We start from the raw sequence: 22,118 nt of genomic DNA, 5'->3' as shown, positions 1-22,118 counted from the left end.
TAATTAGCCTAGGACAAGATGGAAGCCTAGGCTACTTCGATTTTTTTCCTGTTTTATTTTTAAAGCCCCATTTATGTCAATCTTAGCTTTTCAAATGCCGGAGAAGGTTGTTATGGAGAAATCCGACGACTTTTACGGAACGTTTGAATTCAAACCGCTGGAGAAAGGCTACGGCGTCACGATCGGCAACGCATTGCGCCGTATCCTGCTGTCGTCGCTGGAGGGCTACGCTATTACGTCGGTTCGCACCCCTAGCGTTCTGCACGAGTTCATGACTATTGAAGGAGTGATTGAGGATATGTCCGAAATCATCCTGAACCTTAAGCAAGTTCGCTTCAAGAAAGCGAGTGATGCCATTGAGGATAAAATCACGGTTCGTATCAAAGGTCAGGACACGTTCACAGGTGGCGATATCAACAAGTTCACCAATGGCTTCCAGGTTCTAAACCCGGACTTAGTGATCTGTCACGTTGATCCAAGCGTAGAGCTAGAGTTTGAATTTACGATTCAGAAAGGGCGTGGCTACGTACCTGCTGAAGAGAATAAGCCTTCTGACCAAGTGTTCGGCCAGATTGCTATTGATGCCATCTTCACGCCAATCAAGAATGTGAAGTATAGCATTGAGAACACTCGTGTAGAGCAGAAGACTGACTATGAGCGCTTGTTGATCGAAATCCAAACGGATGGTTCGATTCACCCGGAAGATGCTCTAAAAGGTGCTGCTAACATCCTGATCCAACACTTCATGTTGTTCTCTGACAACACGATGACCTTCGAGACGGCTAAAGCTGAAGAGGAGGAGACGGTTGATGAAGAAACACTGCACATGCGCAAAGTCCTGAAAACGCCATTGGCGGATATGGACTTATCTGTACGTGCTTATAACTGCTTGAAGGCTGCCGACATCAAAACGCTTGGTGACTTGGTGCAGCTGGATATGAGCGACATGATGAAGTTCCGCAACTTCGGTAAGAAGTCTCTTACGGAATTGGAGAACCTCGTAGAAGAAAAAGGTCTAAACTTCGGTATGGACCTAAGCAAGTATCGTCTCGACGAGGACTAGCGTTTTAAATGTGCTGATTAGCTCTTGTACTGATGCCTTAATGCATCGAGTACATCAACTAGTCAGCACATTCATTTTATACACATTCATACATCAATACGCCCTAGGGGTGGCAGTTCTAATGAGATGGTTGTTACACCAACTGTCCGCCGTGGTTGCCATCCGCAAGCGTATACTTTTGCAAAACGCATAATACAAAATGAGACACGGTAAAACCATCAATCACCTAGGTCGCACGGCTGCGCACCGCAACGCTATGTTGTCAAACATGGCATCTTCTCTGATCCTGCATAAGCGTATTACAACTACTGTTGCAAAGGCGAAAGCTCTGCGCAAGTTCGTAGAGCCGCTGCTGACTAAGTCGAAGAGCGACACGACGCACTCGCGTCGTACCATCTTCGCTACGTTGCAGAACAAAGAGTCGATCAAAGAACTATTTGATGCAGTAGCTACTAAGATTGCGAATCGCCCTGGTGGCTATACCCGCATTCTGAAGTTGAGTGACAACCGTCTAGGTGATAATGCCGAAATGTGCGTTATCGAGTTGGTTGATTATAACGAAGCGCTGCTAGAAGCTAAGAATGCTGGTGAAGCTAAAACTACTACCCGTCGTTCGCGTCGTGGTGGTAAGAAAGCAACGGACGCAACTGCTACGACTGGTGAAGCAGTGGCTCCGGCAGCAGTAGTAGAAACTAGCGCTCCTGAAGACACCCCTACAACTACGGTTGAAGAAGGCGAAACTCGGGATGAAGCGAAGGCTGCTGACGAAGAAGCTGCTTCGTAATCCTAGCTAGTAGATAATTAAAGGGACGTGCTGCATAGCACGTCCCTTTTTGTTTGTGGCAAACGCTACATTCTGCGTAACACGTTAGCCCTGTTAATTGAATTCCTTACCTTGGCGCCCGGAAAAACCCTCGCCTTGTATCTTCTTCCTTCTTAAGCTGGGCTAGGATAGAATACCATCTTTCACCTTCATTTTCTTTCATCATGAGCATTATCTCAGCCATCCATGCTCGGCAGATTTTTGATTCGCGCGGTAACCCAACTATTGAAGTAGATGTCACCACTGAAACAGGTGTAGTAGGCCGGGCCGCTGTGCCATCGGGGGCGTCTACGGGCAAGCACGAAGCCGTAGAGCTTCGCGATGATGATAAGTCCAAGTACATGGGCAAGGGCGTGCTGAAAGCCGTTGACAACGTAAATAGCAAGATTGCGGAAGAGCTGGTCGGTTTCTCGGTGTACGAGCAGGCACTGCTCGATAAGATCATGCTGGAGTTGGATGGCACGCATAACAAAGGCAACCTAGGTGCTAATGCCATTCTAGGTGTGTCGCTGGCGGCTGCTCGTGCGGCAGCGCAGGATGCTGGTATGCCGCTGTACCGTTATGTAGGTGGGGTAGGGGCAACAACTTTGCCGGTGCCGATGATGAACATCCTGAACGGTGGCAGTCACGCCGACAACTCCATCGACTTCCAGGAGTTCATGATTATGCCCGTGGGAGCTAGCTCGTTCTCGGAAGCATTGCGTTGGGGTACGGAGATCTTCCACCACCTCAAGAATGTGCTGAAGAAGCAAGGCTTTAGCACCAACGTAGGCGATGAAGGCGGCTTCGCCCCCAACATCAAGTCCAACGAAGACGCTATCAAGATTGTATTGCAAGCCATTGAAACGGCTGGCTACAAGCCCGGCGACGACGTGATGATTGCCATGGATGCTGCTACCTCGGAGTTCTACGAAGATGGGCACTACCACTTCAAGAAGAGCACCGGCGACAAGCTGACTTCTGCGGAAATGGTGGCTTACTGGACCGACTGGACCAAGAAGTACCCCATCATCAGCATCGAAGATGGTATGGACGAGGACGACTGGACTGGCTGGAAGCAACTCACCGACAGCATTGGTTCGACGACGCAGCTGGTAGGCGACGACTTGTTCGTGACCAACGTAACGCGTTTGCAGCGCGGCATTGATGAGAAGATTGCTAACTCAATCCTGATCAAGGTAAACCAGATTGGTACGCTGACCGAGACGATTGACGCGGTAAACCTAGGTCGTCGGAATGGCTACAAGAGCATCATGTCGCACCGCTCGGGTGAGACGGAGGACAACACCATTGCTGACCTGGCAGTGGCGCTGAACACCGGCCAGATCAAGACGGGCTCGGCTTCGCGCTCCGACCGGATGGCTAAGTACAACCAACTGCTGCGTATCGAGGAAGAGCTAGGTGAAATCGCCTACTTCCCCGGCAAGAAGATGTAGCTTTTGCAAAAAGCACAGCTAATTGAAACGGCTGACTCCACGAAGATGGAGTCAGCCGTTTTGTTATATTTGGACTGCTATGGAGATTTACGGCTTATTTCAGCGGGTACCACGCTTCTTTCGCAGCTTCTATTTCGTGACTGGATTGGGCTTCCTGATCTGGATGTTCGTGTTCGACGCCAACGATTTTGTGAAGCAATACGAGATGTACTCGAAATGGCGGGAGCTACAAACGGAGCGGGATTACTACCTGAAGAACATTGAGTCGGTGAAGAAGGACCGAGCGGAGCTGCTCAGTAGCCCGGAGCTGCTGGAGAAGTTTGCGCGGGAGAAGTACATCATGAAGCGCCCCAGCGAGGACGTTTTCATCCTGGTGCCGCAGGAGGAAAACTAAGCCATTCTTCTCGCGAGCTAGGTTTCATAAGCCTGCGACTTGTGACGAGTGAAGCAGCTAGGAAGCAGTTTGTTGCGTATTGGCACTATGTTGAAGCTTTTTCCTGTCACATACCGATATCTCCTGCTTGTGCTTGGGCTCACGCAGGTGCTAAGTCTGGTATTTCTGTTGAAGCCTTGTATCGCTGAACCTAGGGTAGCTCGGCCATCGCAGGTGCAGGTGGCGCGGCAGTTTCTGCTTGCTTTGTTACAGAAGCAATACAAGCAGGCGTACCAGCTGCTGGCTCCGGAGGTGAGTGCGGCCGTTACGTTGCGGCAGTTTGAGGCTTCGGCGCAACCCTTAGTGGAGCAAGGCCAGCGGCTGGGTTCAAGCATTGCGTTGTATAAGCTAGGTATGCGCATCAGTGATGGGCCGACGACGCGCTATTTCTACTCATTCTCATTCAAAAGCGACACGTTGCAGCCAAAGCCGCGGGTGCTGCTCGATGTCAGCTTCCGCGATTCCACCGCCACGCGTATTCTGAACTTCACCTTGATTCCAGCACCGCAGCGTAAGCAGAAATAGCTTTCCTGAAAACGACCAAAGCCCTTCTTGCAGCTGAACAACAGACGTTGCTCTGACTGCGAGAAGGGCTTTGGGCATTAAGCTAGGTTGGAAGAAGCTATTCTATCTTCTTGCCGGTCATGGCTTGCTTGATGGAGATGTTCATCACGCGCTCAGCGAACGGGCTCGTCAGCGACTCTAGCTCGTCCACGGCTTTCAGGATGGTATCCTTGTCATTCGAGGTAAGGGCATCTTTCAGCTTTTGGGTTTGGGCGGTAGTTTGCGTGATTTCCTCTTGGGTGAGGTGTTCCGCGTTCTTCGTGATGAAGCGTTCCACCTGATAAATCATCTGCTCGGCTACGGTGCGGGCCTCGATAACCATGCGCGCGGCTACATCTTCGCGGGCGTGGGTGAGCGAATCCATCAGCATCTGCTCTACTTGCTCGTCGGTGAGGCCGTATTGAGGCTTAATTTCGACGGCCTGATGGGTGTTTGAGCGCAATTCGATGGCTTCAACTTTCAGAATGCCGTCGGCGTTCAGGATGAAGTTTACATCCACTTTGGGCAAGCCGGCCGGCATGGCGGGAATGCCGCGCAGGTCGAATTCGGCGAGCTTGCGGTTCTCTTTTACCAAATCCCGCTCGCCTTGGTACACCGAGATTTTCAGGTTCACCTGACCGTCCACGGAAGTCGTGTACTGGCGGCCGGCTTTGGTCGGGATTTTGGAGTTGCGGGGGATGATGGGGTCCATCAGCCCGCCCAGGGTTTCGATACCTAGGGTCAGCGGCGTCACATCGAGCAGCAGTACGTCGCGGCGGTTGCCGGCCAAGATGTCGGCCTGAATGGCGGCACCCAAGGCAACTACTTCGTCGGGGTTGAGCGAGTTGTTGGCGGGCTGCTGGAAGAATTCGGACACCGTGTCGTACACCAGCGGCACGCGCGTAGAGCCGCCAACCAGCAGCACCGCATCCAAGTCTTTCGGACCTAGCTTTGCGTCGGTCAAGGCTTGGCGGCACGAATCAATCGTGCGCTGCACCAGCGGCTGAATGAGGCTGTTGAACTTGGCTTTAGTGAGCGGCAAACGCGTGCCGGCAAACTCCGCCACAAACTCGTCGTTCTGGCTCAGATGCTTCTTGGCTTGCTCGGCTAGCAGGCGCAGCTCCTGTTGCGCATTCCCATTGTTGAACAGAACTGTGGCTAGCTGATATTCAAACGTCCAATGGTCGATGATGGCGCGGTCGAGGTCGTCGCCACCTAGATAGGTGTCGCCATTGGTGCTCAGCACCTCAAAGATGCCCTGCTGAATGCGCAGAATGCTGATGTCGAAGGTGCCGCCACCTAGGTCGTACACGGCCACCGTTTTTTCCTCGTCGGGCGAGAGGCCGATGCCGTAAGCCAGTGCCGCTGCCGTGGGCTCATTTACAATGCGCAGTACCTCCAGACCAGCTAAGCGACCGGCATCACGCGTAGCCTGGCGCTGCGAGTCGTTGAAGTAAGCGGGCACCGTGATGACGGCGCGGTTGACGGGCGTTTTGAGGGCGTGCTCGGCGCGGGCGCGTAGCTCTTTCAGAATCTCGGCTGACAAGTCGATAGGCGAGTAAAATCGGTCACCGACCCGGATTTTTACCAAACCTTCGGAGTTGTCGTCAATGATTTTATAGCCGAAATGCCCGGCGTGCTCGCCCACGTCGCGGTATGATTTGCCGAGCAGGCGTTTCACCGAGTAAATTGTGTTTTGCGGATCGGTGAGCAAATACTCCCTGGCCTCGTTACCGACGATCGGATCGGCATCATCGGCGGGGAAGTGCACTATGGACGGCACGATGGTGCCGCGGCCCTGGTCGTTGATGGCCACGGGTTGGCGGCCTTCCGGGTGAATGTAGGCCACTAGGCTGTTGGTCGTACCTAGGTCAATGCCAACAATAATTTCTTCCTGTTGAATGCTCCCGGTGGAGAGGTTGATTGCGACTTTGGCCATGCGTATAGAAGAAGGCGCACCGGAGCGCGCGGAGTGAACAAAACGGTTTTGCCAGACTTGGCTATTCCTTAAACCGTTTTGGGCCGCAAAAGTAGCGAAGAAAAGCCGGCAGGTATAGACTTCACGCGCAGCCTGGCGCTGGCCCTTGCCAACGGGAGGGTATGAAAGCTAGGTATTTAAACGAAACAACCTCCAAGTAGGCGCTTGCCAGCGGCAACCTAGGTTTATTTCGGCGCCCGAGAGAATGGCCAAGGAGGGAATCAATTTGCGCCCATGCGGGTTAAATAGCTGGAAACCATCAGGAAAGTTAAGCTGCTTGATGGTTTTTTGCGTACAAAGAATCAGATGGTTTCCCGGCACTGGGAGGCCTTTTCCAATAAACCGAAACCGATCAGTGAAGATGGAAAAGCCAAATGTAGTGCATCGCCAGCGTCATAAGCGTCGCGCACGTCGGATGATGCGCCGCGTGCTGCCGTTCATCGCTTCGTTGTTCATGGCGACGCCGTTGGCTTCGCCCATCAGCAAATCGATGGCAACGGGTGTGCGCACAGAAGCGCGGACGCCCTCGGCCAAAGAGATGCAAACTGCTTTCTACGAGCAGAACCTTCATAGCCTTTATCAGAGCTTGAACGTGGAGCAGCAAGGCCTGCGCTACGATGTGTTTGAGAAAGCCATGACCGGCTACCTCAACCTCAAGCAAGATCAAAAGCTAGGTGACAAGCAGCTGCTGACAGTTGTCGACTTTAGCCTGCCTTCTACCGAGAAGCGTTTGTGGGTGCTGGACCTGGCTACCAAGCAGGTGCTGTTCCATACGCTCGTGGCTCACGGCCACAACTCGGGCGAGAACATGGCGACCAACTTCTCCAACGAGAACGAGTCGAACATGAGCAGCCTGGGTTTCTACGTGACCGACAGCGAGTACATGGGTAAGCATGGCCGCTCGCTCAAACTTCAGGGCGTCGACCAGGGCTACAACGACAATGCCCTTATGCGCTCCGTGGTGATGCATGGCGCCGACTACGTGAGCGAAGACTTCATCCGCCAGAATGGCCGCTTGGGCCGCAGCCTAGGTTGCCCGGCTCTGCCAATGGACCAATACGCGCAGATTATCGACGCGGTAAACGGCGGCACTTGCTTGTTTATCAACGGGCAGAGCCCCACGTATTCTTCGCAGTACTTGAACACCGAACTGGCAATGAACGCCTACCTAGGTGGCACTCAGACGACGATCTAACCAGACTTTGAATAAACGAAAAGCCCGACTGCTGATCTAGCAGTCGGGCTTTTTTGTGAGCGTAGCCTAGGTTTTTACAAGGTAAGGCCGAACTTCTTGCCGACGGTTTCCAGATCCTTCACCACCGGCTCCAACAGTGGAATCCCGTCGAGCAGCCGGTGCGCGGACATCTCGCGCTCCGGGTCGCCGGGAATGAGAACCTGCTTGCCTTCCACGGCGCGGGCGTTGCGGAAAGTCGAAATCCAGTTGTCCATGTGGGCTTTGAACTCGGCGGCCGGGCGGAACGCATCAATGCGCATGGCCCCGAAAAAGTGGCCGATGCCTTGGCCCACCGGATCGGCGGGGGGCTGGAGGAAGGCGACGAAGGGCGGCACCCACGGGCCGTAATTGGCGCCGGAGAGCACCGCTGAGAAAATGTCCACGATGCTACCGAGGCAATAGCCCTTGTGCGAACCGGTTTCGCCACCGAGTGGGAGCAGAGCGCCACCGTCCTTTAGCTCATTTGGGTTCGTGGAACCTAGGCCGTTCTTGTCCTGAATCCAGCCGTCGGGGGCGGGCAGCTGCTTGCGCTGCAAAATTTCGAGCTTGCCGTTGGCGGCGGTGGTCGTGGCGAAGTCGGCAACGAAGTCGGGCTGCTCGCCGGCGGGCACGGCTACGGCAATCGGGTTGGTGCCCAGGAGGCGGTCGAGCGAATAGGTAGGGGCTACGAGTGGGCTGGCATTGGTCATGGCCATGCCGATCATATCGTGGGCCAGCGCCTTCATGGCGTGGTAGCCGGCAATGCCGAAGTGGTTGGAGTTCTTAACCGAAACCCAACCTGTGCCAGCTATCCGCGCTTTCTCCAGAGCCACGTTCATGGCTTTGGGTGCTACCACCAAACCTAGGCCACCGTCACCGTCGACCACGGCCGTGCTCGGCGTTTCGTACACCACACCCACGCACGGCGTCGGGTTGATGCGCCCGGCTTCCCAGAGCCGCACATAGCCGATCAGTCGGGCGACCCCGTGCGAGTCGATACCGCGCAAATCGGCCGCCAGCAGCGACTCGGTAGCCAGGATCGCATCGTCGTCAGGGCAGCCAATGCTTTTGAAGACGGACTCCGTGAAGGTGAAAAGCTGGTTATAAGAGAACTGCACTGAAGTTTTGAGTTTTAAGTGTTGAATGTTGGATGCTTGGGAGTTAGAAGTGTTGGGTCTCGAATGCTAAGCGTTTAGAATGTTGAATATTCTTTTTTGGGAATTCTCTTAACTCAACATTCAACACTTAAAACTCAACACTTCTAACTTCGAAGCATTTCCGCCAGCAAGCCTTCCTTTAAGGCGTAAGCCGAGGCGCAGATGCGGGTGAATCCGTAGGTTTTCAGCACGAAGTCGACCAGCACGCAGGCTACCACAATCATATCGGCCCGTAAGGGCGTCATGCCGGGCAAGGCCAGGCGGCCCACGCGGTCGAGGTTGAGCAGCAGATTATAGCTTTCGTAGAAGCTGTCTAGCGTGATTTCAGTTTTAGGTGGTAAGGCATGTTCCGCCCGATTAACCCCGACACGCGCGGCTTGCAGATCACCTAGGGTATCAAAGGAGCCGGAAGCGCCCACCAGATCTATTGGCTGGTAGTGCTGCACGGCAGCTGTCAGCGGAGCTAGCTTCTCGGCTAGATACTCCTGCTCGGCGCACACATCCTCAGGCGTCAGCGGATCGTGCTTCATGAATAGATCGAGCAGACGCTGCGCTCCAATCTCGAAGCTTTGCTTCCAGAAAATAGTGGTTTGATCGGCAATGATAAACTCCACGCTGCCGCCGCCAATGTCCATCAGCAAATGTGGCTGCTGACCTAGGTTCACGGCCTGCCGCACGCCCTGGCAAATCAGCTCTGCCTCCCGGTCGCCGGGAATCACGTCGACCTTAATACCTGTCTGCTCGAAAATATCCTGCACCAGCTCGGCGCCGTTGCGGGCGCTTCGCACGGCGCTCGTAGCCGTTGCGCGCACTTCCGTAGCTTGGTGCAGCTCAATATCTTCCTGAAATGCCGTGAGCGTATGCAACGCCCGCGCATAAGCCGCTGGCGCAATTTCCCCGTTGCTGATGCCGCCTTCGCCCAGCCGCACGCCCACCTTCGTTTGAAGCAACACCGTAGGCGTGGCATGACGTGGCTCGGGCAGTTCCACGATCAGCAGGTGGAAGGTATTCGTGCCCATGTCGATGAGGGCCAGGCGCTGGTGGTGAAGCATATGTTGGTTTTTGGTTGTTTGTTTTTGGTTTTGGCTACTTGTAAAAGGGTATGGAGGCTAAGGAATAACGTACGTTTAGCCGGCCAGCTAAAACCAAAAACAAACAACCAAAAACCAACCTCAGCTGCTAAACCGGCAAAAAGTCCCGAGCGGCAGCTTGCGCTGGGCTTGGTCGTGCAGGTAAATCTCCCCGATTTCGCGCACGCCTTGGATAGGAGGGAAGATGTTAGTGACGAGATTATCCAGGATCAGCGCCGAGAAGCCCAGCGAATACAGGTTAATCAGGAAGAAGTGGTCTTCCGGATCCAAGAGTTGGCGGCAGAGCTTGAGCAATTCGTTCAGCTCATCTTCCAGCTGCCACTTCTCACCGTTCGGGCCGCGGCCGTAAGCAGGAGGGTCGAGGATGAGGCCTTGGTACTTGGTGCCGCGTTTCACCTCGCGCCGCACGTACTTCATGGCGTCTTCCACGAGCCAGCGCACACCGTCGAGGCCGGAAGCTTCCATGTTGTCGCGGGCCCAGAAGTTTACCTGCTTCACCGAGTCGAGGTGCGTCACGTCGGCGCCAGCGGCGCGGGCGGCCAGGGTGGCGGCGCCGGTGTAGGCAAAGAGGTTCAGCACCCGCGGCACCGCGGCCTTGCGCTTTTGGGTTTGCTCGAAGATGAAGCGCCAATTGGGGTCTTGCTCTGGAAACAGCCCGACATGCTTGAACGCCGACAGACCTAGCCGAAAGCGCAGGCGCAGATCATCCTGGTTATAATTGATAACCCATTGCTCGGGCATACCGGGCTTGAGCTGCCACTGGCCGCGCTCGGTGCTCCCCTTTTCGCGGCGGAAGGTGGCATTGGCCCGTTGCCACTCGCTGGCGGGCAGATGCGGGTCCCAAATGGCTTGAGGCTCGGGGCGGGCTAGCACATAGCGGCCGAAGCGCTCCAGCTTTTCAAAATTGCCGGCGTCGATTAGTTCATAATCGGGCCAGGTGCCGGTGGTCAGGAAGGAATACATAACTTTCGGTAAAACCGCTCAGGCGGAAGGACAAAGGTAGTCTGTTGCCCGGTATCGTTGTTGGCTAACCCGTTATACGGCACGGTTATGACTGAAATAGAACGTCTGCTGGATCAATTTCGCCGTGCTTACAACGGCGACTCCTGGGCGGGTCCCTCGCTCGTTGATACGCTTCAGGGCGTCACGGCCGCGCAAGCCGCTGCTCACCCGCTGCCCGGCGCTCATAGTATCTGGGAAATCGTGCTGCACCTAACAACCTGGGTCGAAATCGTACAGCAGCGGCTGGAAGAAGACAAGCTGATCGGTCCGACGGATGCGCAGAACTGGCCTGGCTTACCGGTTGTAACAGATGAGGCGGCCTGGCAGCAGGCGCAAGCAAACCTAGGTTGGGCACACGAGCAGCTGCTGTCAAAGGTTGCCAGTCTGCGCGATGAAGACCTAGGCCGGCACTTACAGCCGCTCGACGACTACCCGGCCAGTACGCCCGGACCGTACTACGTGCTGCTGCACGGATTGGTGCAGCATAATCTCTATCATACCGGCCAAATAGCCCTGCTACGGAAAGCATTTGCCTGAAAAATATGTTGAGGACCTAGGTGCCAACGCTAGGCCGCGGCTGCCGATCTTTGCCTTCTTTTACTGCTATGACGACGCTACACTTTCACAAATACCAGGGCACCGGCAACGACTTCGTGATGATCGACGACCGCGCCCGGCAGTTTGATATAACAGACTATAAACTTGTGCGCCACCTCTGCGACCGGCGCCTGGGCATCGGGGCCGATGGTCTGATCCTGCTCCGTCAGCACGCCGACTACGATTTCGAGATGGTGTACTTCAACGCCGATGGGCACCTAGGTTCGATGTGCGGCAATGGCGGCCGTTGCACCGTGGCCTTCGCCCGGAAGCTGCACGTCATTCAGGACCACGCCCATTTCCTCGCCGCCGACGGTCCGCACGAAGCGCGCATCGAAGCCGATGGTACCGTGCACCTGCGCATGCAGAACGTGCCGGGTCAGCAGGAGCTAGAGGAGCACGGCATTTTCTTAGATACCGGCTCCCCACACGTCGTGCAGTTTTTGCCGTCGAATACGCTGGCCGAACTCAACGTTTTTGCCCAGGGCCAAGCCGTGCGCTACAGCGACTACTTCAAAGAGAAAGGCACCAACGTCAACTTCGCGGAAGCACCGGCTACCCACGGGCAGCCCTGGCAGGTGCGCACCTACGAGCGCGGCGTGGAAGACGAAACGCTTTCCTGCGGTACCGGCGTCACGGCGGTGGCCCTGGCTGCTTCGCGACGCGGCGCGACTAGCCCCGTGCACCTGCGCACCCGCGGCGGCGACTTGCGCGTGTCGTTCGAAGCTCATCCGGACGGTTCATTCACCCACGTTTACCTCAGCGGCCCGGCGACCTGGGTGTTCGAGGGCACGATTCACGGCTAAGTTGCCGCCTTTCTCACCCGCATAGCCAGAAATACCTGTACCTGCAACAAGCGCCCGACCTGCTAGTCGGGCGCTTGTTGCATTTTGACGATCAGCGACTTAGCTTAAGGTGATCTTCTGCCTCATAGTGCAAGGATCTTTAGATCACCTCACCATTTGCCTTAATGCTCAGCTTCCCGAAGTTCAGCTTTTGCTAAGGGCTGATTAAAGGAATAATAACTGCACGAATCAAAATAATTATATGCAGGTCCTCTATAGATAAAGCTGAGCTTCTGTTCTATTTCAAGAAATACTATTCCGTTTTTGCGAGGGTAGAAGGACGACGTCTTGTTTTATTCTAATATTTGTTGGTAATTGAAGAAGTTTCATCTAACCTTTTTCTTCATTTGCTAAACTGTATACACCTCTTCCCCGTGGCTCACAGCATACATTGCCCAATCTGCTGGTTATGTGATACGGCAATTCGTTTACCACCTAGGTTCCTTAATATACTCTAAATGCTACAGTCTGATACCGTTCTGCTGCGGGCGCTGGAAGACTCTGACCTGGATTTTCTGTACGCTTTGGAGAATGACCCTGCTATCTGGGCCGTATCGGATACGCTGGCGCCGGTTTCGCGCTTCACGCTGCGGCAATATCTGGCCAATGCTTCCGCCGACTTCCACGAAGTGCGTCAGCTGCGGCTAATTATCTGTTCTACAGCGGATGAGCGTGCCGTAGGAGCCCTCGATCTTTTTAACTTTGAGCCGTTGCATCAGCGGGCTGGAGTCGGCATTACCGTGCTGGCTTCCGAGCGGCGCCGTGGCTATGCCCAGGCTGCGCTGGCGCTTTTGCTGGAGTATGCGGGTCGGCACCTGCGCCTGCACCAGCTGTATTGCACTATTGCCGCCGGCAACGAAGCTAGCCTGCTGTTGTTCCAGGCCGCTGGTTTTCAGCAGGTAGGTATCCGCCGGGAGTGGCTGCGCACGGGCTCCGGGTGGCAGGATGCCATTGAAATGCAGCACATAATTAAAATTTAGTTAAAACAGAAGTAGCGTTAGCACCTAAAAGTTAATCAGCTACTTAGGCGAAACCGCTTACAGCTAGTGTTGAGCTTCAACCAGCGCAGCATCGAGAACCTTCGGCCGGAAGGTATCCTTTTTCGCTGACCTCCGTATAAATAATCACTGCGGGATTAGGCACCTGTACCGGACAGAATTACCAATCCTTCGTTCTACTTTCCAGCTTCTTTGATATGCCGCTCCCGACCTCGGCGGAGGCAACGCCACGCGCTGCCTCTCCAACTAACCAAAACGCTCCGACTGCTCGTACCACTACTACTACACCGCCTATTTCCTCTTCCTACTCCCTACCCGATCTTGTGTGCTTTGCGCACCTGCACTGGGATTTTGTGTGGCAACGGCCGCAGCATCTACTCTCTCGATTTGCCCAGCAGGGCCGCGTATTTTACGTTGAAGAACCCTTTGTTCACCCGGATCAGGTAGAGCCGCACCTGGAAATCAAAGAACGGCAGAACGGTCTGAAAGTAGTGGTGGCGCACCTGCCAACTGGCTTAGACGAAGCTAGGTCCAACGAAATCCAGCAGGAATTGCTGAAGCGCTACTTCGCCGACAACGCCATCAACCAGTACGTGTTCTGGTACTACACCCCGATGGCGTTGGATAAATCGAGAGATTTTACGCCCGCTGTTACCGTGTATGACTGCATGGATGAGTTGGCTAATTTCAAGTTTGCGCCCCCACGCCTGCGGCAGCTGGAACAAGAGCTTTTCCAAAAGGCTGATTTGGTGTTCACGGGTGGCCAGAGCCTGTACGAAGCCAAAAGCAAGCAGCACAACGATGCCCACGCTTTCCCCAGCAGCATCGATAAGGATCATTTTGGACTGGCTCGCACCGAAATTGCCGATCCGCAGGACCAAGCCGCTATCCCGCACCCACGAATTGGATTTTACGGCGTTGTAGATGAGCGCCTGGATATTGAGCTGCTTGGCCAGTTGGCCGCTGCTCATCCGGAATGGCAGTTTGTGATTATCGGACCAGTTGTGAAGATTGATCCGAACAGCCTGCCCCGCCCCGCCAACATCCACTACCTAGGTGGCAAGGATTATTTACAGTTGCCCGCTTACATCAAAGGCTGGGATGTAGCCACGCTGCTTTTCGCTGACAACGAGAGCACTAAGTTCATCTCACCCACCAAAACGCCGGAGTATCTGGCCGCTGGTAAGCCCGTTGTGAGCACGCCCATCCGGGATGTAGTGCGGCCCTACGGCGAATTAAATCTCGTCCAGATTGCAGCCAATGCCAAGGATTTCGCGTCAGCTATCCAGGTTGCACTAACCCAGAAAGATGATGCCGACTGGCAGCGTCGGACCGACGAATACCTAGGTACCATCTCCTGGGATCTGACCTGGGAATCTATGGTGAATCTGATGCAGCAAAAATTAGCTGCTAAGCATACTGGTCCGAACGGAGCCAGCTAACCTTCAACACGATTAGGCCGTTCACTACTCGCGCTTCTTTCCATCTCTTCTACCAAGACACAGATTTAGCTATGTTCGACTATCTCATCGTCGGGGCCGGTTTTGCCGGTAGCGTGCTAGCCGAGCGGCTGGCTACCCGTTCCAACAAGAAAGTCCTCATCGTAGACAAGCGCAGCCACATTGCTGGCAATGCGTATGACCATTACAATGAGGAAGGTGTGCTGGTGCACAAGTATGGTCCCCATATCTTCCATACCAATTCGAAAGACGTATTTGAATATCTATCCAACTTCACCGATTGGCGTCCCTACGAGCACCGTGTGCTTGCTTCAGTAGATGGCCAGTTGGTGCCAATGCCCATCAACCTCGATACCATCAATAAGCTGTACGGCCTGAACCTGAATAGCTTCGAGGTAGAGCAGTTCCTGGAGTCGCAGGCAGAGGAAGTGCCCGTAATCCGTACTTCCGAAGACGTAGTAGTAAGCAAAGTTGGTCGCCAGCTCTACGAGAAGTTTTTCCGCAACTACACCCGCAAGCAGTGGGGCCTCGACCCATCGGAGCTAGATAAGTCGGTAACGTCACGTGTGCCTACCCGCACCAACCGCGACGACCGCTACTTCACCGACACCTACCAGTCGATGCCGCTGCACGGCTACACTCGTATGTTCGAGCGGATGCTGGATCACCCCAACATCAGCATCATGCTGAACACCGACTACCACGACATCGTTGACTTCATTCCGTTCAAGGAAATGATCTTCACGGGTCCGGTAGACGAGTACTTCGACTTCAAATTCGGCAAGCTGCCCTACCGCTCGCTGGAGTTCAAGCACGAAACGCTGAACACGGAGCAAGCCCTAGCTGCTGCGGTAGTGAACTACCCGAACGACAACCTCTACACGCGTGTCACGGAGTTTAAGGCCCTCACCGGTCAGAAACACTCCAAAACCAGCCTCGTGTATGAGTATCCGAAGGCAGAAGGCGACCCATATTACCCAGTGCCACAACCGCAAAACGCGGAATTGTATAACAAGTACAAGAAGCTAGCCGACGAAACCCCTGGCGTACACTTCGTAGGCCGTTTGGCTACGTACCGTTACTACAACATGGACCAGGTAGTGGCCCAAGCTCTAACGCTTTACAAGAAGCTGACGGAGAAGTCGGAGGAAGCTGCTACTAAGCTGCCGCCCATCACTGGTTCGACTTCCATTCTGGATAAGATTGTGAAGCGTGCACCTTCTAAAGAATAGAACACGTAACACAGAGTAGCCCGCTGCGCTGGTAGTAGCTGGTAAAAGGTTCGCCTGTCATCCTGAGCTTGCCTAGGATCTTTTGCACGGTTGGGTTTCAGGACCTGACACAGTGAGAAAGATCTAAAAGGCAGCTTAGGATGACAGTCGCATTTTGTACCGGGGAGAACTCAACGGGGGAACAGGATAACCCCCTGAGCGCTACCCACAACTAGACGTTTGATGGAAGCAGTAGAAGTATGGGGTGGCATCGAGTGCACAATTCGACGCATTGGCGAAGGATACTCGGACCAGCTCGTCAGTAGCGGCCACCGGACCCGCGTCGAAGACCTGGATCTGTTTGCTGACCTAGGTATCCGCAAGCTGCGCTACCCGATTCTCTGGGAGCAGGTAGCCCCGGAAAGCCTCGATAACCCCGACTGGACCTGGACCGACGAGCGCATGGCGCGCCTACAGGAGCTAGGTATCGACCCGATTGTGACGCTGCTGCACCACGGCAGCGGGCCGCGCTACACGGCGCTTCACCAGGATAACTTTGTGCCGTTACTGGCCCGCTTTGCCGGGATGGTGGCCGAGCGCTACCCCTGGATAACGCACTACACCCCCGTAAACGAACCCCTCACGACGGCCCGCTTCAGCGGCCTGTACGGCATCTGGTATCCGCACGGCATTGATGATCATACCTTTGTGCGGGTGCAGCTGAATCACATTAAGGGCACGAAAGAGGCCATGAAAGCCATTCGGCAGGTAAACCCGAATGCCAAGCTGGTGCAGACCGAAGACCTCGGCAAAACGCACAGCACGCCCAACCTAGGGTATCAGGCGGAGTTTGAAAACAACCGGCGCTGGCTTACCTACGACCTGCTCTGCGGCTACCTCGACGACCACCACCCAATGTGGGGCTACCTGCGTGATAATGGCGCTTCTGCTGAGGAACTGATGGAGCTGGTGAATGAGTCATCGCCGCCCGACATCCTAGGTATCAATCATTACATTACCAGCGAACGGTTTCTCGACGAGAACTACCAGTTCTTTGAAGCACATCGGCGCGTCAATGGTCATGAGCGCCCCGACTACGCCGATGTAGAAGCCGTACGGGTGCGCCCAATCCAGCTTATGGGATTCCACGGGCTGCTGAAAGAGGCTTGGGAACGGTATCATATCCCGATTGCCATCACCGAAGTACACCTCGACTGTACGCGTGAGGAGCAGATGCGCTGGGTGCAATATGCGTGGGAGGCAGCCAACAAGTTGAAGGAAGAAGGCGTAGACATGCGAGCCATTACCATCTGGTCGTTGCTCGGCGCCTACGACTGGAACTCGCTGCTCACCCAGGAAGGAGCCTTTTACGAAAGCGGCGTATTTGATCTGCGTGGGGGCAAACCTCGGCCTACCGCGTTGTTCAAAATGGTCAAAAGCCTCGCTACGCAAGGTTATTATGAGCACCCCTTGCTGCGGAATAAGGGGTGGTGGGAGCGCGACGACCGATTTCGCTACCATCACCATTGTCCCACCTCCAAGACCTCCTAAACTATGCAAATACTCGAACGAAACGACCTGATCGGCGGCCTCACCCAGCCACCAGTCCGGCCTTTGCTCATCACCGGCGCCAATGGTACCCTAGGTCGCGCCTTCCAACGCATTTGTGCCATTCGGGGCATCGAAGCAGTTGCCCTGAGCCGCGCCGAACTGGACATCACCGATCCGGTTTCGGTAGAAGCAGCCTTGTCGCGCTACAACCCGTGGGCAGTGGTAAATACCGCCGGCTATGTAAAGGTTGACGAAGCCGAGAAGGATTTTGATCGGTGCTACCGCGAAAACACCACCGGCCCCGCCATTATGGCCGCCGCTTGCGCCTACCGCGACATTTATTTCCTCACGTTCTCGTCGGATATGGTATTCGACGGCAACAAGTCGGCAGCGTATGTAGAAAGCGACACAACCTGTCCGCTCAACGTGTATGGCAACAGCAAGCGCCTCGCCGAGCGTGATGTGCTGGCGCGCATGCCCAAAGCCCTAGTGGTGCGCACGAGTGCTTTCTTTAGTGCCTGGGACGAATACAACTTCGTGTATTATGCCTTGCGGGCCGGCCACCAGAAGCAAGCCTTCGAAGCCGCCGACAATGTGCTCGTTTCCCCGACCTTTGTGCCGGATTTGGTGAATGTATCCTTGGATCTTCTCATTGATGAAGAGCGCGGCGTGTGGCACTTGGCTAACCAGGGCGCCTACACCTGGGCCGACCTGGCTCGCCTGGCCGCCGACATGGCCAGCCTGGATACGTCCTTTGTTGTGCCGCGCTCCATGCAGGCCTTTGGCTTACCGGCTACCCGGCCCGCTTACAGCGTGCTTGGCAGCAAGCAAGGTAACCTGCTGCCGACTACCGAGGATCGGCTGCACCGCTGCGTATCGGAGGTGATGACGGCCATGCGCAACTCCCCCGAAGAGTCAATGGCAGTGGCCTCGTAGAACCTAGGTTGGGCTCCAGACTGAGGCAAAGCATCGGCTCTGCCCTTCCGACTTTAGCAAGCTATTATAGGCAACCTAGGTTTGGCTGATAAGCCCTAGGCGCAAGCGTTTGAAACTCTGCCAAGATTTCCTTTTCTGAAACCCTGCATACTCTTTGAAGTAGCAGGGTTTCTTCGTTCAGGGAACCAAGGAGCACCACGGGCGGGTTTTTCCTAAAAACGCCGTAAATTTGAGGTGCGCCCCGGCGTTTCAGCTAAAAAACACTAGCATGCTTGATTTTATAGGGAAGACCGTCGCCAAGATTTTCGGCTCGAAAGCGGACCGGGACTTGAAGGAGATTATCCCATACGTGGCACTTATCAATGCCGAATATGCCAAACTGGCATCAATCTCCGATGATGAGCTGCGCCAGCGTACCGAGGAGGTGCGCGGCCGCATTGATGCGCATCTGAAAGCCATTGATGACCAGATTGCCGGGCTGCACCAGCACATTGCCAACGAGACTAGCCTTGATGCTACGCAGAAAGAAGCCCTTTTCGACCAGATTGATGCGCTGGAAAAGCAGCGTAACAAGGAGCTGGAAGTAGTGCTGCTCGAAGTGCTGCCAGTGGCTTTTGCTATTGTTAAAGAGACATCCCGTCGTTATAAAGAAAATGGTCAGTTGGTGGTAACTGCCACCGATTTCGACCGCGAAATAGCCCGCCAGAAGAGCAACGTGACCATCAGCGGTGACAAAGCCATCTGGGCTAATAAGTGGATTGCCGCCGGTGCGGAAATCACCTGGGACATGGTGCACTACGATGTGCAGCTTATTGGTGGCGTGGTGTTGCACCAGGGTAAGATTGCGGAAATGGCGACAGGTGAGGGTAAAACCCTCGTTTCGACGCTGCCTGCTTTCCTGAATGCGTTGGCTAAGCGCGGTGTTCACCTTGTAACGGTGAACGACTACCTGGCCAAGCGTGACTCGGAGTGGAATGCGCCGCTGTTCGAGTTTCACGGCATCACGGTGGATTGCATCGACAAGCACCAGCCCAACACGGATGCTCGTCGTAAGGCTTACCTGGCCGATATTACCTACGGCACCAACAACGAATTCGGCTTCGATTACCTGCGTGACAATATGGCGCGCGACCCGGAAGAGCTGGTGCAGCGCAAGCACCACTACGCCATGGTCGACGAAGTGGACTCGGTACTCATCGACGACGCCCGGACGCCGCTTATCATCAGCGGCCCCGTACCGCGCGGCGACGTGCACGAGTTCTACCAACTGAAGCCCCGCATTCAGATGCTGGTGGATGCGCAGAAAAAGCTTGTGCAGGATTACTTGGTGCAGGCACGTAAGCTCATCAAAGAAGGGAAAGACGGCCCCAAAGAAGGGGAGGGTGGCCTGATGTTGTTCCGCGCTTACCGTGGACTGCCTAAGAGCAAGCCGCTCATCAAGTTCCTGTCGGAAACGGGCATTCGCGCTGTGTTGCAGAAAACAGAAAACTTCTACCTGCAAGATAACTCGCGTCAGATGCCGGAGGCTGACATGCCGTTGTACTTCACCATCGACGAGAAGAACAACCAGATCGAGCTGACCGAAAAAGGTATTGACCTGATTACGGCCCAGGGCGAAGATCCGCACCTGTTCATCATGCCCGATATCGGCTCTGAAATCGCCAACATCGAGAAGTCGAAAGACCTAGGTGACGAAGAGAAAGTGCACGAGAAAGACCGGCTGATGCACGAGTATCAGGAGAAGTCGGAGCGGGTGCACACCGTGAACCAGCTGCTGAAGGCTTACACGCTGTTTGAGCGCGACCAGGAATACATCTTGACCGAAGACGGCAAGGTAAAAATCGTAGATGAGCAGACCGGCCGCGTAATGGAAGGTCGTCGCTACTCCGATGGCTTGCACCAGGCCATTGAGGCCAAGGAAAACGTGCGCGTGGAAGATGCAACGCAGACCTACGCTACCGTGACCTTGCAGAACTACTTCCGCATGTACCACAAGCTGGCCGGCATGACCGGTACGGCTGAAACGGAAGCAGGCGAGTTTTGGGAAATCTATAAGCTCGACGTCGTGGTTATCCCGACGAACCGTCAGATTTCGCGCAAAGACGAGCACGACAAGGTGTACAAAACCGTGCGTGAGAAATACAACGCTGTAGCCGAGGAAATCCAGACGCTGGTACAAGCCGGCCGTCCGGTGCTCGTAGGTACAACGTCGGTTGAAATTTCGGAGCTGGTAAGCCGCATGCTGAAGCTGCGCGGCATCAAGCACCAGGTGTTGAACGCCAAGCAGAACCAGCGTGAGGCTGAGATTGTAGCCGCCGCTGGTTTCCCCGGTACTGTGACCATCGCTACCAACATGGCTGGTCGTGGCACCGACATCAAACTGCGCGAAACCTCGCGTGACTCCGGTGGCCTAGCTATCATCGGTACCGAGCGCCACGAAAGCCGCCGCGTCGACCGCCAGCTGCGTGGTCGTGCCGGCCGTCAGGGCGACCCAGGTTCGTCGCAGTTCTTCGTGAGCCTGGAAGACAACCTGATGCGCTTATTCGGCTCGGACCGCATTGCCAAGCTCATGGACCGCATGGGCCTGGAGGAAGGTGAAGTGATTCAACACTCCATGATTACGAGCAGCATCGAGCGCGCCCAGAAGAAAGTGGAGGAGAACAACTTCGGCACGCGTAAGCGCCTGCTGGAGTACGACGACGTGATGAACGCTCAGCGCGAGGTCGTGTACAAGCGTCGTCGCAACGCCCTGTTCGGTGAGCGTCTGGAACTGGATATTTGGAATATGATCTATGACGTCTGCGAAGACATCGTGGTCGGTCACAAGATTTCCAACGACTACGAAGACTTCAAGCTAGCTATCATCCGCGTGTTTGGCTACGACACGCACCTCACGCCGCAGGACTTCAGCGCCGTACAGGCGCCGCAGCTCACACAGCGTTTGTATGACGAAGCCCTAGGTTATTACCAGAGCAAAAACGAGTTCATTGCCGGCAATACCCTGCCGCTGGTCAACGACCTGCTGAGTCAGAATGCGCCGTACGAGAACATTGCTGTGCCGTTCACTGATGGCCGCAAGCAGCTTCAGGTAATTGCCAACTTGCAGCGCATGCAGGCTAGCAGCGGGCACGAGGTGATCCGGAGCATGGAGAAGGTGGTGGTATTATCCGTCATCGACACGGCTTGGACCCAGCACCTGCGCCAGATGGACGACCTGAAGCAAGTCGTGCAGAACGCGGTGTACGAGCAGAAGGACCCGCTCCTGGTGTACAAGTTCGAGTCGTTTGAGCTGTTCAAGCAGATGATCGGCAAAGTGAACGAGGAAACGGTTTCCTTCCTGTTCCGCGCCGATGTGCCGGTGCAGCAGGGTGCCCAGGGCTACGACGAGCCCGAGTTCTTCTTGGAAGACGAGCTGCCCGCTCCTGCGCCCGCTCCGAAATTGAAAGCGCGTAAGGAAGTTTCGTCCGTATCGCTCGGGGCTGGCCCCGAGGACCTAGGTCCGGCCGACGCACCTGTTATGGAAAAGCAACAGCCCGTGCGGGCGCAAAAAGTGGCTAACCGCAACGACAAGGTGAGCGTGCAATATATGGACGGCCGGATCGTTCGGGACGTGAAATACAAGACCGTAGAAGACGATCTGGAAAACAACCGCTGCGTGCTTCTGGATTAGCGAAAATCTGACTAAGTTGTCTTGAAATTAATGGCAGGTGGGCACCCATCTGCCATTAATTGTTTTTAGACTATATTCGTCACGCTCTTTTCCGAGCTAGCGAGCAGTTGG

The 22,118-nt window shown here is 55.0% G+C and carries 18 protein-coding genes; 14 read left to right on the top strand and 4 right to left on the bottom strand.

The window, feature by feature from the left end; all coding sequences use genetic code 11:
• Nucleotides 1-73: 73 nt before the first annotated feature.
• From IEX74_RS02600 to IEX74_RS02580, 5 genes are all read left to right on the top strand, one after another.
• Nucleotides 74-1,063, top strand: coding sequence for a DNA-directed RNA polymerase subunit alpha (locus IEX74_RS02600; protein WP_188810645.1), 990 nt, complete (start codon nucleotides 74-76; stop codon nucleotides 1,061-1,063).
• A 199-nt stretch (nucleotides 1,064-1,262) separates the two neighbouring features.
• Nucleotides 1,263-1,847 carry a 50S ribosomal protein L17 gene (gene rplQ / locus IEX74_RS02595; protein ID WP_188810643.1) on the top strand — a complete coding sequence of 195 codons (585 nt, stop codon included), beginning with the start codon at nucleotides 1,263-1,265 and terminating at the stop codon, nucleotides 1,845-1,847.
• 203 nt (nucleotides 1,848-2,050) lie between these two features.
• The gene (gene eno / locus IEX74_RS02590) at nucleotides 2,051-3,322 is read left to right on the top strand and encodes a phosphopyruvate hydratase (RefSeq protein ID WP_188810641.1); all 1,272 of its coding nucleotides are present in this window, start codon (nucleotides 2,051-2,053) and stop codon (nucleotides 3,320-3,322) included.
• A gap of 136 nt (nucleotides 3,323-3,458) precedes the next feature.
• Nucleotides 3,459-3,716: an FtsB family cell division protein gene (locus tag IEX74_RS02585; protein ID WP_229755092.1), complete on the top strand. Its 258-nt coding sequence runs from the start codon at nucleotides 3,459-3,461 to the stop codon at nucleotides 3,714-3,716.
• Between the two features lie 129 nt (nucleotides 3,717-3,845).
• Complete coding sequence (locus IEX74_RS02580; protein WP_188810637.1) at nucleotides 3,846-4,280, top strand: hypothetical protein; 435 nt, start codon at nucleotides 3,846-3,848, stop codon at nucleotides 4,278-4,280.
• 97 nt (nucleotides 4,281-4,377) lie between these two features.
• On the opposite strand, the gene hscA is transcribed toward IEX74_RS02580, so the two are convergent.
• A complete protein-coding gene (hscA, locus tag IEX74_RS02575) occupies nucleotides 4,378-6,237 on the bottom strand; it encodes a Fe-S protein assembly chaperone HscA (RefSeq protein ID WP_188810636.1) in 1,860 nt (619 codons plus the stop codon).
• A gap of 400 nt (nucleotides 6,238-6,637) precedes the next feature.
• Here hscA and IEX74_RS02570 point away from each other — a divergent pair, with 400 nt between their 5' ends.
• Nucleotides 6,638-7,471, top strand: a complete 834-nt coding sequence (locus tag IEX74_RS02570) for a murein L,D-transpeptidase catalytic domain family protein (RefSeq protein ID WP_188810635.1) — start codon at nucleotides 6,638-6,640, stop codon at nucleotides 7,469-7,471.
• Nucleotides 7,472-7,545: 74 nt separating this feature from the next.
• On the opposite strand, the gene IEX74_RS02565 is transcribed toward IEX74_RS02570, so the two are convergent.
• The 3 genes from IEX74_RS02565 to IEX74_RS02555 form a co-directional block, all read right to left on the bottom strand.
• Nucleotides 7,546-8,607 carry an Ldh family oxidoreductase gene (locus IEX74_RS02565; RefSeq protein WP_188810633.1) on the bottom strand — a complete coding sequence of 354 codons (1,062 nt, stop codon included), beginning with the start codon at nucleotides 8,605-8,607 and terminating at the stop codon, nucleotides 7,546-7,548.
• Between the two features lie 143 nt (nucleotides 8,608-8,750).
• On the bottom strand, nucleotides 8,751-9,698 hold the full coding sequence (locus IEX74_RS02560) for a Ppx/GppA phosphatase family protein (protein WP_188810631.1): 948 nt from the start codon (nucleotides 9,696-9,698) through the stop codon (nucleotides 8,751-8,753).
• Nucleotides 9,699-9,818: 120 nt separating this feature from the next.
• Complete coding sequence (locus tag IEX74_RS02555) at nucleotides 9,819-10,700, bottom strand: class I SAM-dependent methyltransferase (protein WP_188810629.1); 882 nt, start codon at nucleotides 10,698-10,700, stop codon at nucleotides 9,819-9,821.
• A gap of 87 nt (nucleotides 10,701-10,787) precedes the next feature.
• On the opposite strand from IEX74_RS02555, the gene IEX74_RS02550 reads away from it, so the two are divergent.
• The 8 genes from IEX74_RS02550 to secA all read left to right on the top strand — a co-directional run bounded on the left by IEX74_RS02550 (nucleotide 10,788) and on the right by secA (nucleotide 22,007).
• Nucleotides 10,788-11,276, top strand: coding sequence for a DinB family protein (locus IEX74_RS02550; protein ID WP_188810627.1), 489 nt, complete (start codon nucleotides 10,788-10,790; stop codon nucleotides 11,274-11,276).
• 68 nt (nucleotides 11,277-11,344) lie between these two features.
• The gene (dapF, locus tag IEX74_RS02545; RefSeq protein WP_188810625.1) at nucleotides 11,345-12,142 is read left to right on the top strand and encodes a diaminopimelate epimerase; all 798 of its coding nucleotides are present in this window, start codon (nucleotides 11,345-11,347) and stop codon (nucleotides 12,140-12,142) included.
• A 497-nt stretch (nucleotides 12,143-12,639) separates the two neighbouring features.
• Nucleotides 12,640-13,161, top strand: a complete 522-nt coding sequence (locus tag IEX74_RS02540) for a GNAT family N-acetyltransferase (protein ID WP_188810623.1) — start codon at nucleotides 12,640-12,642, stop codon at nucleotides 13,159-13,161.
• 215 nt (nucleotides 13,162-13,376) lie between these two features.
• Entirely contained in the window at nucleotides 13,377-14,621 is a 1,245-nt protein-coding gene (locus IEX74_RS02535) for a glycosyltransferase family 1 protein (RefSeq protein ID WP_229755091.1), read from the top strand.
• Nucleotides 14,622-14,692: 71 nt separating this feature from the next.
• Nucleotides 14,693-15,871 (top strand): UDP-galactopyranose mutase, encoded by a 1,179-nt coding sequence (glf, locus tag IEX74_RS02530; protein ID WP_188810621.1) that lies wholly within the window; start codon nucleotides 14,693-14,695, stop codon nucleotides 15,869-15,871.
• A 222-nt stretch (nucleotides 15,872-16,093) separates the two neighbouring features.
• Complete coding sequence (locus tag IEX74_RS23115) at nucleotides 16,094-17,401, top strand: family 1 glycosylhydrolase (RefSeq protein WP_229755090.1); 1,308 nt, start codon at nucleotides 16,094-16,096, stop codon at nucleotides 17,399-17,401.
• Nucleotides 17,402-17,404: 3 nt separating this feature from the next.
• Entirely contained in the window at nucleotides 17,405-18,337 is a 933-nt protein-coding gene (locus tag IEX74_RS23110; RefSeq protein WP_229755089.1) for an SDR family oxidoreductase, read from the top strand.
• Between the two features lie 268 nt (nucleotides 18,338-18,605).
• Nucleotides 18,606-22,007 carry a preprotein translocase subunit SecA gene (gene secA, locus IEX74_RS02520; RefSeq protein ID WP_188810619.1) on the top strand — a complete coding sequence of 1,134 codons (3,402 nt, stop codon included), beginning with the start codon at nucleotides 18,606-18,608 and terminating at the stop codon, nucleotides 22,005-22,007.
• Nucleotides 22,008-22,118: the final 111 nt, after the last annotated feature.

Source organism: Hymenobacter cavernae, assembly GCF_014641455.1.
Lineage (GTDB): Bacteria > Bacteroidota > Bacteroidia > Cytophagales > Hymenobacteraceae > Hymenobacter > Hymenobacter cavernae.
The sequence above is the reverse complement of the archived record's forward strand: the minus strand, read 5'-3'. Positions and strand labels throughout refer to the sequence as shown.

Bases quoted from the DNA above. Each gene is read 5' to 3' on its own strand.
- IEX74_RS02600 (WP_188810645.1), top strand. From the start codon at position 74: ATGTCAATCTTAGCTTTTCAAATGCCGGAGAAGGTTGTTATGGAGAAA.
- rplQ (WP_188810643.1), top strand. From the start codon at position 1,263: ATGAGACACGGTAAAACCATCAATCACCTAGGTCGCACGGCTGCGCAC.
- eno (WP_188810641.1), top strand. From the start codon at position 2,051: ATGAGCATTATCTCAGCCATCCATGCTCGGCAGATTTTTGATTCGCGC.
- hscA (WP_188810636.1), bottom strand. From the start codon at position 6,237: ATGGCCAAAGTCGCAATCAACCTCTCCACCGGGAGCATTCAACAGGAA.
- IEX74_RS02570 (WP_188810635.1), top strand. From the start codon at position 6,638: ATGGAAAAGCCAAATGTAGTGCATCGCCAGCGTCATAAGCGTCGCGCA.
- IEX74_RS02560 (WP_188810631.1), bottom strand. From the start codon at position 9,698: ATGCTTCACCACCAGCGCCTGGCCCTCATCGACATGGGCACGAATACC.
- IEX74_RS02555 (WP_188810629.1), bottom strand. From the start codon at position 10,700: ATGTATTCCTTCCTGACCACCGGCACCTGGCCCGATTATGAACTAATC.
- IEX74_RS02550 (WP_188810627.1), top strand. From the start codon at position 10,788: ATGACTGAAATAGAACGTCTGCTGGATCAATTTCGCCGTGCTTACAAC.
- dapF (WP_188810625.1), top strand. From the start codon at position 11,345: ATGACGACGCTACACTTTCACAAATACCAGGGCACCGGCAACGACTTC.
- IEX74_RS02540 (WP_188810623.1), top strand. From the start codon at position 12,640: ATGCTACAGTCTGATACCGTTCTGCTGCGGGCGCTGGAAGACTCTGAC.
- IEX74_RS02535 (WP_229755091.1), top strand. From the start codon at position 13,377: ATGCCGCTCCCGACCTCGGCGGAGGCAACGCCACGCGCTGCCTCTCCA.
- glf (WP_188810621.1), top strand. From the start codon at position 14,693: ATGTTCGACTATCTCATCGTCGGGGCCGGTTTTGCCGGTAGCGTGCTA.
- IEX74_RS23115 (WP_229755090.1), top strand. From the start codon at position 16,094: ATGGAAGCAGTAGAAGTATGGGGTGGCATCGAGTGCACAATTCGACGC.
- IEX74_RS23110 (WP_229755089.1), top strand. From the start codon at position 17,405: ATGCAAATACTCGAACGAAACGACCTGATCGGCGGCCTCACCCAGCCA.
- secA (WP_188810619.1), top strand. From the start codon at position 18,606: ATGCTTGATTTTATAGGGAAGACCGTCGCCAAGATTTTCGGCTCGAAA.